We start from the raw sequence: 11,263 nt of genomic DNA, 5'->3' as shown, positions 1-11,263 counted from the left end.
CATGCTTAAACACATTCTGGCCGCCGTGCGTGAGCATGCAGCGGCTGAATACCCGCGTGAGTGCTGCGGGCTAATCGTCAAGGTCGGGCGGGCACAGCGATATCTGCCGTGTGCCAATACAGCGGTAGACCCGAGCGAAGAATTCAGGATCTCTCCAGAAGACTATGCGGCGGCTGAGGACATGGGAGAAGTCATCGCCGTGGTACACAGCCATCCGGACGCCACAAGCCGTCCCAGTGCCGCCGACGAAGCCATGTGCAACGCCGGGCAATTGCCCTGGTACATCCTCAGTTGGCCCGAGGGCGACCTGCGCAGGCTTGATCCGGTTGAGCAGGTGCCGCTATTGGGACGGACTTTTGTACACGGCGTACAGGACTGTTGGCAGGTGTGCGCAGACTGGTACCGACGCGAGTGGGGCATTGAGTTCCCCAAGTACGAGCGTGCTGATGGCTGGTGGGAGAACTCAGAAGGGCCAAGCCTTTATGAGCAACATTTTGCTGATGCTGGGTTTGTACCGGTGAGCCAGCCGCAACGGGGGGACATGATCGTGATGGCCGTGGGGCGCACGGCGCACCCGAACCATGCGGGTATCTATCTTGGATCAGATCCGACCCTGCCCGGTGAAGAGTCTGGTGTGTACGGGCAGGGGCCGTTTTTGTTGCATCACCTTTATGGGCGGCCGTCAGAGGTTCTTGTGTACGGCGGGCCATGGGGGGAACGGAAACGGTTGATTCTCAGGTATATAAAACCTTAATCCAACTCTCCAAGGGAGTAGATAGTGAATCCCGTGCGAGTTAGATGAGTGACCTGAACCGATCCACCAATATATACCCGGTCAAACTTCTTCGCGTCTTCCTGGCGAGCTTGAGCCCGCATTATGTCTGGAGCTGATGAAGGAAATGATGGCCAGTCAATTCCTGAATGATCCTGCAGGTCAGGTTTTACACCAAGGCCACAACTGAGTTGCTCGGATTTAAAGCTGGACACAGAGCGGTAAGCGTACCCATGGATTACTCCAGAATCGTTGGAAAACCCGAAGTGATAGATCGTTGCTGTTTGGTTGTTGAGGGCGGGGGAATGGTTATTCAATTCGCGCCAGAGGGCCTTCAAAGCCTCGGGAGCATGAGCGTCGATCGTATCTACATCGAAGGCAGTGCCCTCGTTATTCACAAGGCCGATCCAGCGGTTAAACAAGAGCGCCGATCCTGTTGCTGCGATGATCATGCGAAGATGCGGGAGAGTGACGGCCTTGCTGGTAAAGCCTGGGGCTCCGCCCTCGGGGTAATGTAAAAGCGTGTCAGTAGCTACAATCGCTTCGTTTTCATTCGTGTAGAACAAGAGCGATGACATAAAGGTCGTTCGGCCATTTTAGTAAATGGCGGAGACTACTATCGCAGTCTAATTGATAGTTACTGGCATTCCATCCATGCTGGATATTTGGCCAAGTTACGAAAGGATTGTATTGATGTGAAATGCCCGTGCTAATGTCTTACCTTTGGCGTGGGGGGCCAAACATGAGCGTCTGCATAGAAATCCGTCGAGCTACGAATCTAGATATAGCTAACCTCAAAGAAATGGTTCTAGATGAACAAGACTATAGCTTTGGCTCTATTACTGCAGGCTCAGAGTTTGTTGGTGCAATAGTGTTTGTTATCCAGTTCGGAAGTGAAATTGCTGGGTTCGTAACATTCCGTTCCGCTTCTAGCGAAATTTTTCCGATCTTTGTCTTCTCGCGGTATCGCCGTAAGGGTATTGCTTTCGAAGCGATGAACCAGCTTATTGCGTTGCTTAAAGAAAATGGTAGGGAAGAATTAATTATAGAGGTCAGAGAAGGGGCAGAGGCTTTTTGGATGCGAGTGTTCGCCGACTACCCTGTCAAATGCATTGCTGAATCTAAGTTCAGTCTTGATATTTCGAAGCGCTAGCATAACAAGCCGCCCCAGCGCAGAATTGTTATGTCGTTTCGTTGAGGTAAAGTCTTCCCATATCTTAACTGGAGAACGGCATGAAATTACTCATGGGGGGGCTGGTCTTGGCGGCCATCGCAGGCTGTACTACTGCATCTGATTTGCTCAGAGGCGCACCGGAAATCACGGCCACCACCAAGAAATCCCCAAAAGAATATGCACTGTGCGTATTCCCTGCATGGCAGGACTATCGCTCTAGCGCCAATCTGAGCGAAACCATCGACGGTTATCGAATAGTCGTTGGAACCGAGGCGAACGGCCAAACAGATGATGTGCTGGATATAAAGAGTGACGGCAGCGGCAGCAAGGTGATGCTTTATCAGCGCGCCGCCTGGGCGCAGCTGGGGCGTGGCGAGCTAAGGAACTCTTTAAATAGATGCCTCTAAAACGAGTAACCAAGAACCGCCTTTGAGGCGGTTTTTTTATGCCTGGAGAAAAGCAGTGACTGCGACCGAATATCAACCAATGACAACGGTTCGTCTTTACGGGCAGCTACGGCAATTTGGCCACTCGTTCAGGTTCTCTGTTAGCTCGCCTGCTGAAGCGATTAAGGCTCTTTGTGTGCAGATTCCAGGCTTTGAGCGCTTTCTTGCAAACGCTCACTTGCGAGGCATGGAGTTCGCTGTGTTCCGTGGCAAGCGGAACATTGGTCAGGATGAGCTTGGCTTTGGTGGTACCGAAGATATCCGTATCGCCCCAGTGATGCGTGGCCGTAAGCGGGGCGGGATTCTGCAAACAATTATTGGGGTAGTGATGATCGTGGCTGGCTCTTATTTCAGCCAGCCATGGCTTGTGCAGGGTGGTGTGGCGTTGGCTGCTGGTGGTGTCATCCAGATGCTCAGTCCCCAGCCTGCCGGACTAAAACAGTCAGCTGCCCCGGAGAATATGCCCAGCTACGCCTTTGGTGGTGCCAAGAATACAACGGCAGCGGGTAACCCGGTGCCGATCTGTTACGGCAAGCGCCGCTGGGGTGGGGCCATTATCAGTGCATCCATTTACGCCGAAGACAGAGCTTAACCAACAAGCCAAACCGAAACCGCCTGAGGCGGTTTTTTTTCGTCCGGAGAAAAGTATGAGCGCAGCAATTGCAGCCCGCTTACGGGGGCGGAAAGGTGGCAGCAGCAAACCAAAGCAGCCCAAGGAAACGCCCGACAATTTGCGCAGTACCGCAACCGCCAAGATCCTGATTGCTGTGGGTGAGGGGGAATTTGATGAGATTCCGACCGGGCAGGATATCTATCTGGACAACACGCCAATTGCCAATAGCAATGGTGGGATCAACTTCCCCGGTGTCACATGGGAGTGGCGGCCAGGCTCTGTTGAGCAGGATTACATTCCTGGCATTCCGGCTGTTGAGAACGAAACCACGCTCAACGTCGAGTTGCGCAATGATGTGCCTTGGGTGCGCACACTGAGTAACACGCAGCTGTCAGCGGTGCGCATTCGCTTTGCCTGGCCTGCATTGCAGAAGCAAGAGAGCAGCGGCGATGTGGTTGGCTACCGGATTGAGTACCGGGTTGAGGTCTCTACCGACGGTGGTGCCTTTGTCGAGGCTCTGCGTGAAGCCGTTGATGGTAAGACGACAACGCGCTATGAGCGCTCCCGTCGTATTGACCTGCCCAAGGCATCAAGCGGCTGGACTTTGCGGGTGGTGCGCATCACGCCAAATCAGAACACGAACCGCATTGCTGACAACATGGTCATCGCGGGCTTCACAGAAGTGGTGGATGCCAAGTTGCGATATCCGAACACGGCACTGCTATACGTCGAGTTCAGCGCGGAGCAACTCCCGAATATTCCGGCCGTGACTGTTGAATGTCGCGCCCGGCGGGTATCAGTACCCAGCAACTACGACCCAGCAAGTCGCTTTTATTCAGGCATCTGGGATGGAACATTTAAGTCAGCATGGACGGATAACCCGGTATGGCACACGTTTGATGTGGTGACCAATGACCGCTTTGGTGTGGGGCGACGTATCAAACCCTGGATGGTTGATCGTTGGGAGATGTACCGGATTGCTCAGTATTGCGACCAACTGGTACCGGATGGCAAGGGCGGGCAGGAGCCGCGTTTTACCTGCAATCTCAACCTGCAAAGCCGTGCTGAAGCATGGAAGCTGCTACACGATCTGTCGGCGATTTACCGGGGGATGACTTACTGGGCGCAAGGGCAACTGAAGGTTCAAGCGGACATTCCGCGAGCCACAGACTTCGACTTTGCCTTCACCCGCGCAAACGTGATTGATGGAAGGTTCACCTATTCATCCAGTAGCGAGCGTAACCGTTACAGCCGCGCTCTGGTGAGCTATGACAACCCGCTCAACAACTATGAGACAGATGTGGCAGTCGCCACGGATAAGCGCCTGCAACTGCGCTACGGAGACAATCCTGTAGAGATAGGGCCGGTGGGCTGTACCCGTGAAAGCCAGGCTCAGCGCCACGGTAAGTGGGCTGTTTTGACCAACAGTCAGGACCGGGTTGTGACCTTCCGTGTTGGGCTTGACGGACGTATTCCGTTACCGGGCTATGTGGTGCCGGTAGCTGACTCTCTGCTGGCAGGGCGAGAGGTGGGCGGGCGTGTCAGCGCCGTAGCTGGGCGAACCATCACACTTGACCGGGACACCATGGCCAAAGCCGGTGATCGTTTGATCTTGAACCTGCCCAGTGGCAAGTGCGAAGGCCGCACGGTTGTCAGTGTGAATGCCCGGACCATAGTGGTGAGCACGTCATACAGTGAGCCGCCAGCCCCGGAGCTGGTATGGGCTTTGGACGCTGACGAGTTGGCCATCCCTCTTTATCGGGTGATGAAAACCACTCAGCCAGAGCCGGGTATTTTCGAGATCACGGCTTTGCAGTACGAGCCGACTAAGTTTGCCGCAGTTGATACAGGAGCAAAGCTTGAGACCCGACCGATCAGTGTGATCCCAACGGGGGCCGTCGAGCCACCGGAGCATGTTGGGCTTTCGACGTTTAACAGCGTTGACCAAGGTATCGCGGTTTCGACCATGACGATCTTTTGGTCTGCTGTTTCGGGAGCGGTGGCTTATGAGGTCGAGTGGAAGCGTAACGACGGGAACTGGGTACGTTTGCCGCGTACCGGGGCTCCAAGTGTTGATGTGCGAGGAATCTACGCCGGTCAGTATCTGGCGCGTGTTCGTTCGATCAGTGCTTTTGAGATTACATCGAGTTGGCGAACATCATTGCTCACTGAGCTACAAGGTAAGACAACTCCGCCGCCAGCGCCTGCATTCCTGGCTGCTTCACCGCTTGTGTTCGGCATTGGATTGAAGTGGGGCTTTCCTGCTGAGGGTGCTGCAGATACAGCCTTTACTGAGATCCAATATGGACCGGCTCAAGATGAGCAAGCTGCTATGTCGCTTGGGTTGTTTGCTTATCCAACCACGACGCACACAATGACCGGCCTTGCCGCGGGTGTGCGCTTCTTCTTCCGCGCTCGTCTCATTGACCGCACGGGGAATGTCGGGCCCTGGTTCGGTTGGATCATGGGGCAGTCCAGCGATGACGCTGATGTCATTCTTGATTACCTGGTCGGAAAGATCACGGAATCCCAGCTTGGTCAGGATCTTATTGATCAGATTGGGCAGATTGATGATCTGTCTGAGCAAGTGCAGGTTATGGAGGCGCAGCTTGCTGAAGTGGTCGGTGCTGTTGAGTGGAGCGCAACTGATACCTATCTTGAGGGATCAATCGTCAAGGATGGCGGGGCGCTTTATCGGGCCGTTATGGATGTTCCTGCTAACACGTCTACCAGTAACACTACCTACTGGGAAAAGATCGGTGACTATGCGTCGCTGGGCGAAGCGGTTGCCGCACTTGCTGCGCGTATGTCGTCTGCTGAAACAATGCTTGATGACGTTACGGGCGAGCTGGTCGCCCAGGCTAACGAGCTGTCGGCGCTGCAAACCGAGATTGACGGAAAGGCCAGTTCATCCGCTGTTAGCAGTCTAACAACCCGCGTTACTGAGACAGAAAACGAGGTTTCAGCCCTTGTTACTTCGACTCAGAAGCTTTCGGCAACTGTTATGCCTGATGGTGCGGGCGATACGGACTGGGGGGCGGGTGATCTCGTTGTTCACGCAGGCTCAATCACTATTCAGTCAATCTCGGCTGATAGTGATCTTGCTCAAGCAAAGCGTTCTGATTTGCTAGAAGCGCAGGTGGGAAACAACGCTGCAGAGATTGCCCGCGTCGATCTTGCGAGAGCTGAAGGTGATGCAGCGCTTGCATCATCAGTTCAGACGCTGACTGCGTCCGTTGATAGCGCCTCAGCATCCGTACAGCAGGTGTCGCAGGCGCAGGCAAGCCTTGAGAATGGCCTGTCAGCAATGTGGTCCGTCAAGCTCCAGATTGGTTCTGGAGGGCAATATGAGTTTGCCGGTATCGGACTTGGTATTGAGAACGTCGGTGGCGTCCTGCAATCGCAGTTCCTCGTTCGTGCAAATCGTTTTGCGATTCTGAACGACACGGGTAGCGGCCTAGTCTCTCCGTTTGTTGTTCAGGGTGGGCAGACGATTATCAGTAACGCCGTCATCGGTGATGCATCAATCAACTTTGCAAAGATATCTGACACCATCCAGTCAACTAACTACGTTGCTGGCGTAAGTGGTTGGCGTCTACAGAAGAATGGAAACTTTGAAATTAATGGCTCGGTACCTGGGCAGGGGAGAATACTGCTTAATAACAATGGGCTTAAAGTGTATGACAACGCCGGAACTGTACGAGTAAAAGTAGGGAACTTGCTAGCATGAGTTTCGGTATAGAGGTTTTTGATGAAAATGGCGTAAAGACCCTCGGTATGCAGGACTTTACTTACACAAAAATATTTGAAACTACTATCCCTGCACCTGGGAACAATACATCTGTCTATAACGTAACGGTTCCGGGGTTCTCTGACTCGAATTGCGTTGTTGTCTTTACGCCGCTGGTTTACGACCAGAATGGTCAGCCGGGATATAGGGACAATAATGGATATGTCCCTGTCTACAAAAGCATGGGAGGCGAAGTGGTCGGTGTAGTGCGGAGAGCGCTTGCACGATATTACGACGCATCTAACCAGCGCTGGGTTGATTATCACACAGAAACTTATGCCTCATTGATGGAAGTGTACAGGGTGTTTGGAGGTTAAATGTTTGGCTTTCAAGCTTTAAATGACAATTCATCAGTTACGATCTCTGATCAGTATCCAGTACTTGTATATTCACAGCGCGGGCAAATTGTTGTCCAAAATACTAGCGTTGTAGATCGTGAGGCAGTCGGGGTTGCAATGTTTGCAACCCCGATTCAGCAAACAGCTCCGCCAAGGCTTTTCCTCAGGTTTAACTCCGGCAGGCATGATAGCTGCGTGATTTACCTGGACATGATTGGCTCGGCGGGAAACTGGACTGGATTCAGAGTTAGATCAGGGGCCATCGGTGGTAATACTTTGCCAAGGCATGTTTTTGACTACGTGGCTTGCAGGTATTCAACACCGACAGCGCCAACCGGATACGGTATCGCTGTCTACAATGCAAGCGGAGTTCCTGTATATAAAAGCAGCGACAGGGTTGTGAAGTACACTAAGTTCACAAAAGCTTGGTATAGGAATGGTAATGGAGGGATGTTTCTAAATCTTTATCCATCAGGAATAACTATTGAAGATGATGATTATATAGACACATCACCATTCAATAGAGGTAATGCGCATATGAGAATAGACGACCTTCAGTTTACTTCGATGAGGATGCTTTCTGGTGGTCAGAGAACTCTGGCGCTTGTATCGCAATGCAGTATTTCTATATCGGCACTCGGCGGGCCTCAAGAGGTCGGCAGCACATATTTCTGTCTTCCAATTTGTAAGTTCCCTATTTCTCAATATCCATAACTGATTCTAGTTGATTTGGGGTGGCTATTAATATGGCTATCGGGTGTATTTATGGTTATGCAAATTATTGATACAACTACCGATAATGGAACTTATCGGGGTGATCCTGCGAAAACTGCATTTGAGAAATGCAACGCTAATTTTTCTGAGACTACGATAAAGTTAGATGCTGTCGACGACAGTATTGAGGATATATACAGAAAACTTCCTAAAATTCCTGACTGGGCTGCTTATGATGGCGCAGCTAATGCAATAGTTCTGGCATCAGACATACCACGTGCCGCATACAGAACCGGCGACCGTATTCGCTTTCGTGCGACCGTCACTAATACCGGCGCGACAACAGTAAATGTGGATGGGCTAGGTGTTAAGTCAGTCGTGACAATTACCGGTGCTGTTTTTCCGCCTGGGTACATCCGCACAGATGTTGAAACGGAAATGACGTATGACGGTGTGAAGTGGATTGCTGATCGGGCGACTGAGCGAGTAAGCAACGCCAGTGGTTGGTATATCAGGTATGCCAGCGGTAAGTGTGAGTGTGGTAATTCAGAAATTATTAATCGAACTGTGTCAGCAGCAGTTTATGGGCCAATTGGTTGTTCTCTTCCTATTGCAATGGCTAATCAGTCCTACTTAATTCAAGTAGAGAATAGTTACTTTGGAACTTCTCCCAACGCATATTTTTTTGATTACGGAATTTACACATCAAAGTCAGCTACAGGTTTTAACATTGCTTTTTACGGTAGAACGCCGGGGCTGCCAACTGTTCCTCCGAGCATAGGTAATCTCTACTTTACCTGGCGAGCAGAAGGGTTCTGGTACTAATGAAAATCTATCTATCCCCGATTTCAATGCTCGCGACTCTTGACGCCTCTGTTTCTGGCGACACAATCACGGTCAACGGAATCACACATTCGTTGCTTGGCCTTGTTGAGCTTGTCGAAAATGAGCTGTTGCTGCCGGACTTCATCGTTGCCGCAACTGATGACAGCGTCACGCTGTTGCTGCCGTATTGGGGGGAGGCATCTGAAGCTGTGCGGTTCCCTGTGCCGATCATCGACCCGCCTGACGGCCCGCTAGCTCTACCGTCCTGATAGCCTGGCCGTCCTGCTGCGGCTTTAAACTGGAAAATCATCAGCACCCGCAGCTATGCGTTCGGCAATCAGCCGCAGCTCTGAGAACGCCGCCCGCCGCTCTTCAGCTGTCATGGCTTCTTCGTTGAATGCTTCGGCAGCCGCTTCAAAGTCAAGTATTTGTGCTACAGCAAACTGCCGAGCCACGCGACTGGCTAATCCCAGTCGTATCAGTTTCTTGCTCATAAGCTCCCTCAAAAATTCTAGGGATTGAAACCCGCTTCTCAGCTCAATTCAACCAGGCCGCCCTATGGGCGGTTTTTTATTGCCCGGAGAAAACATGACGACAAAGATTCCACGCGGAATACGCAACAACAACCCTGGCAACATCGACTACAACCCGGTTAATGACTGGCGCGGCCAGTTGGCTCATGTGCCAACAATCGAGCCACGTTTTTGCCGTTTCGACTCGCCACAGAATGGCATCCGGGCTCTGGGCAAGCTGCTGCTTAATTACCAGCGTAAGCATGGGCTCAAGACGGTCCGGCAGATCGTAAACCGCTGGGCTCCACCGAAAGAGAACGATACTGGCGCTTACGTGTCTCAGGTCGCTAAGGCGCTAGGCATTGACCCAGACGCGCCGATCGATCTAAGCAAGAAGCACCTGTCTCCGCTGGTTGTGTCGATCATCAAGCATGAGAACGGCCAGCAGCCGTATAGCGCCGAAGTGATCGGGGAAGGAGTGCGGAGGGCACTGGCATGAAAACTACCTGGCTATTGGTTGTTACCAGTCTGTTGTTAGGGGGGATCCTTGGCTGGGTTACAAACGGCTGGCGATTGTCAGCTGAGCTATCAGGTATTGAGCAGGCTTATAGCCAAAAGCTTCAAGAAATGGCGACCGCCAGTGAAAAGCAACTTCTCTATCAGCAGGAAAAAAGACTGCAGCTTGAACAAGAACTGGCCCTTCTGGATACACGCAGCCACAAGGAATTGACCAATGCGATTGAAGAAAACGACAGGTTACAGCGCCTGTATTCTGATGCTGATAATGAACGTCGCAGGTTGCGAATCGATGTCAAAGTTGCCCGATCAGCTGCCATCGTGTCCGCCTCCGGCAGCACCTGCAGCGTGGGCGATGGAGCCTCATTCGAACTCAGTGAAAGAGCTGGACGCGCTGTTTGGAATATCAGGAGGGGAGTGATAAGTGATCAGAAAAAGCTGATTTACCTTCAAGACTATGTGAAGCAAATCAGAGGTGAAGGGTACTAGCCCAATTTTCTAATCAAAAGAGCGACCGGTAAGGGTGTTACAGCACGCAAACCGGTCGCTCAACCTGCAGCCATTCCTGCAAGCCAAGCCAAGGCTCTTACCTCGTGCACGAAGCCGGGGAAGCCTAACACCTGTTTATTTATACAGTAAAGGTCTTGCAAATGACTATGCCAATCGTTCCATGGCTCGGCGGTAAGCGCCGCCTAGCTGATCGTCTGCTCCCGTTGTTCCCTGCGCATGAGTGCTATGTTGAGGTGTTTGCAGGAGGGGCCGCGTTATTTTTTATGCGCCCTCAGGCCGCTCCTGTTGAAGTCATCAATGATCTCAACGGTGATCTAGTCTGCTTGTATCGGGTCGTTCAGAACCACCTTGAGGAGTTTGTGCGGCAGTTCAAGTGGGCGCTGTCGAGCCGTCAAATCTTCGAATGGCAAAAGATCACTCGTCCTGAAACCCTTACCGATATCCAGCGTGCTGCTCGGTTCTTCTACCTGCAGCAGCATGCCTTCGGCGGTAAGGTCAGCGGCCAGACATTCGGTACCGCGACCACTGGTCCAGCGGTGAATCTACTGCGAATTGAGGAAAACTTGTCAGCTGCGTGGCAACGGCTGGCGGGGGTCTATGTAGAGAACCTAGACTGGCTCAAGTGTGCTGAGCGCTACGACCGTCCGCATACGTTCTTCTATATGGATCCGCCGTATTGGCAAACCGCAGGCTATGGCGTGGACTTCCCTTATGACCAGTACCTGGCCATGGCAGACTTCATGCGGCGGTGCAAGGGCAAGGTGATGGTCAGCATTAACGATCATCCCGAGATCCGCGCTGCGTTCGAGGGGCACCACATCGAGCGAACCGATATCCGCTACAGCTGCACGAATCAGCGTGGGGGTCAGGCAGGTGTGACGGGTGAGCTGATCATTATGAACTGGGAGCCTGCCGCTTTGGGCGGCTTATTCGACTGCGCATAACGCAAAAAATAAGGCCCGGTGCCGTGGGAGTTCCCTGCGGCACCGGGCCTTTTTGCGTTCTAGCCAGGCCGATAGTCGTGGTGAACTTCAATTTCCCGGATTAGCACTA

General features: G+C 52.4%; 14 protein-coding genes. 12 read left to right on the top strand and 2 right to left on the bottom strand.

The annotated features are described in order from the left end of the window. The first annotated feature begins 1 nt into the window (after nt 1). The gene (locus AO726_RS02600; protein ID WP_058066484.1) at nt 2-754 is read left to right on the top strand and encodes a C40 family peptidase; all 753 of its coding nucleotides are present in this window, start codon (nt 2-4) and stop codon (nt 752-754) included. Here the strand turns inward: AO726_RS02600 and AO726_RS21095 are convergent. Next, nucleotides 751-1,350, bottom strand: coding sequence for a hypothetical protein (locus tag AO726_RS21095; protein ID WP_152987218.1), 600 nt, complete (start codon nt 1,348-1,350; stop codon nt 751-753). The two genes, AO726_RS02600 and AO726_RS21095, sit on opposite strands and share 4 nt — an antisense overlap. Nucleotides 1,351-1,514: 164 nt before the next feature. Here AO726_RS21095 and AO726_RS02590 point away from each other — a divergent pair, with 164 nt between their 5' ends. The 8 genes from AO726_RS02590 to AO726_RS02565 all read left to right on the top strand — a co-directional run bounded on the left by AO726_RS02590 (nt 1,515) and on the right by AO726_RS02565 (nt 8,941). Next, complete coding sequence (locus AO726_RS02590) at nt 1,515-1,925, top strand: GNAT family N-acetyltransferase (RefSeq protein WP_160320956.1); 411 nt, start codon at nt 1,515-1,517, stop codon at nt 1,923-1,925. A gap of 80 nt (nt 1,926-2,005) precedes the next feature. Next, entirely contained in the window at nt 2,006-2,353 is a 348-nt protein-coding gene (locus AO726_RS02585; RefSeq protein WP_058066481.1) for a hypothetical protein, read from the top strand. Between the two features lie 79 nt (nt 2,354-2,432). Then, complete coding sequence (locus tag AO726_RS02580; protein WP_058066480.1) at nt 2,433-2,984, top strand: tail assembly protein; 552 nt, start codon at nt 2,433-2,435, stop codon at nt 2,982-2,984. Between the two features lie 55 nt (nt 2,985-3,039). Beyond that, nucleotides 3,040-6,735 (top strand): phage tail protein, encoded by a 3,696-nt coding sequence (locus AO726_RS02575; RefSeq protein ID WP_058066479.1) that lies wholly within the window; start codon nt 3,040-3,042, stop codon nt 6,733-6,735. Beyond that, nucleotides 6,732-7,112 (top strand): hypothetical protein, encoded by a 381-nt coding sequence (locus AO726_RS02570; RefSeq protein WP_058066478.1) that lies wholly within the window; start codon nt 6,732-6,734, stop codon nt 7,110-7,112. Before AO726_RS02575 ends, AO726_RS02570 begins: the two co-directional genes overlap by 4 nt. Continuing rightward, on the top strand, nt 7,113-7,847 hold the full coding sequence (locus AO726_RS21090; RefSeq protein WP_152987217.1) for a hypothetical protein: 735 nt from the start codon (nt 7,113-7,115) through the stop codon (nt 7,845-7,847). A 51-nt stretch (nt 7,848-7,898) separates the two neighbouring features. Continuing rightward, on the top strand, nt 7,899-8,672 hold the full coding sequence (locus AO726_RS20855; protein ID WP_082629033.1) for a hypothetical protein: 774 nt from the start codon (nt 7,899-7,901) through the stop codon (nt 8,670-8,672). Continuing rightward, nucleotides 8,672-8,941 carry a hypothetical protein gene (locus tag AO726_RS02565; RefSeq protein WP_082629032.1) on the top strand — a complete coding sequence of 90 codons (270 nt, stop codon included), beginning with the start codon at nt 8,672-8,674 and terminating at the stop codon, nt 8,939-8,941. Before AO726_RS20855 ends, AO726_RS02565 begins: the two co-directional genes overlap by 1 nt. Nucleotides 8,942-8,965: 24 nt before the next feature. Here the strand turns inward: AO726_RS02565 and AO726_RS02560 are convergent, their stop codons facing one another. Next, nucleotides 8,966-9,166, bottom strand: a complete 201-nt coding sequence (locus AO726_RS02560) for a hypothetical protein (RefSeq protein ID WP_058066476.1) — start codon at nt 9,164-9,166, stop codon at nt 8,966-8,968. A 94-nt stretch (nt 9,167-9,260) separates the two neighbouring features. Here AO726_RS02560 and AO726_RS02555 point away from each other — a divergent pair, with 94 nt between their 5' ends. The 3 genes from AO726_RS02555 to AO726_RS02545 all read left to right on the top strand — a co-directional run bounded on the left by AO726_RS02555 (nt 9,261) and on the right by AO726_RS02545 (nt 11,154). Next, on the top strand, nt 9,261-9,683 hold the full coding sequence (locus tag AO726_RS02555) for a hypothetical protein (protein WP_058066475.1): 423 nt from the start codon (nt 9,261-9,263) through the stop codon (nt 9,681-9,683). Then, a complete protein-coding gene (locus AO726_RS02550) occupies nt 9,680-10,189 on the top strand; it encodes a lysis system i-spanin subunit Rz (RefSeq protein ID WP_058066474.1) in 510 nt (169 codons plus the stop codon). Before AO726_RS02555 ends, AO726_RS02550 begins: the two co-directional genes overlap by 4 nt. Nucleotides 10,190-10,350: 161 nt before the next feature. Next, complete coding sequence (locus tag AO726_RS02545; RefSeq protein ID WP_058066473.1) at nt 10,351-11,154, top strand: DNA adenine methylase; 804 nt, start codon at nt 10,351-10,353, stop codon at nt 11,152-11,154. Nucleotides 11,155-11,263 lie beyond the last annotated feature (109 nt).

The organism is Pseudomonas sp. TTU2014-080ASC (assembly GCF_001446935.1).
GTDB lineage: Bacteria > Pseudomonadota > Gammaproteobacteria > Pseudomonadales > Pseudomonadaceae > Aquipseudomonas.
Note: the sequence above shows the minus strand (reverse complement) of the source record. Positions and strands in the feature narration are given on the sequence as shown.

Bases quoted from the DNA above. Each gene is read 5' to 3' on its own strand.
- AO726_RS02600 (WP_058066484.1), top strand. From the start codon at position 2: ATGCTTAAACACATTCTGGCCGCCGTGCGTGAGCATGCAGCGGCTGAA.
- AO726_RS21095 (WP_152987218.1), bottom strand. From the start codon at position 1,350: ATGTCATCGCTCTTGTTCTACACGAATGAAAACGAAGCGATTGTAGCT.
- AO726_RS02590 (WP_160320956.1), top strand. From the start codon at position 1,515: ATGAGCGTCTGCATAGAAATCCGTCGAGCTACGAATCTAGATATAGCT.
- AO726_RS02585 (WP_058066481.1), top strand. From the start codon at position 2,006: ATGAAATTACTCATGGGGGGGCTGGTCTTGGCGGCCATCGCAGGCTGT.
- AO726_RS02580 (WP_058066480.1), top strand. From the start codon at position 2,433: ATGACAACGGTTCGTCTTTACGGGCAGCTACGGCAATTTGGCCACTCG.
- AO726_RS02575 (WP_058066479.1), top strand. From the start codon at position 3,040: ATGAGCGCAGCAATTGCAGCCCGCTTACGGGGGCGGAAAGGTGGCAGC.
- AO726_RS02570 (WP_058066478.1), top strand. From the start codon at position 6,732: ATGAGTTTCGGTATAGAGGTTTTTGATGAAAATGGCGTAAAGACCCTC.
- AO726_RS21090 (WP_152987217.1), top strand. From the start codon at position 7,113: ATGTTTGGCTTTCAAGCTTTAAATGACAATTCATCAGTTACGATCTCT.
- AO726_RS20855 (WP_082629033.1), top strand. From the start codon at position 7,899: ATGGTTATGCAAATTATTGATACAACTACCGATAATGGAACTTATCGG.
- AO726_RS02565 (WP_082629032.1), top strand. From the start codon at position 8,672: ATGAAAATCTATCTATCCCCGATTTCAATGCTCGCGACTCTTGACGCC.
- AO726_RS02560 (WP_058066476.1), bottom strand. From the start codon at position 9,166: ATGAGCAAGAAACTGATACGACTGGGATTAGCCAGTCGCGTGGCTCGG.
- AO726_RS02555 (WP_058066475.1), top strand. From the start codon at position 9,261: ATGACGACAAAGATTCCACGCGGAATACGCAACAACAACCCTGGCAAC.
- AO726_RS02550 (WP_058066474.1), top strand. From the start codon at position 9,680: ATGAAAACTACCTGGCTATTGGTTGTTACCAGTCTGTTGTTAGGGGGG.
- AO726_RS02545 (WP_058066473.1), top strand. From the start codon at position 10,351: ATGACTATGCCAATCGTTCCATGGCTCGGCGGTAAGCGCCGCCTAGCT.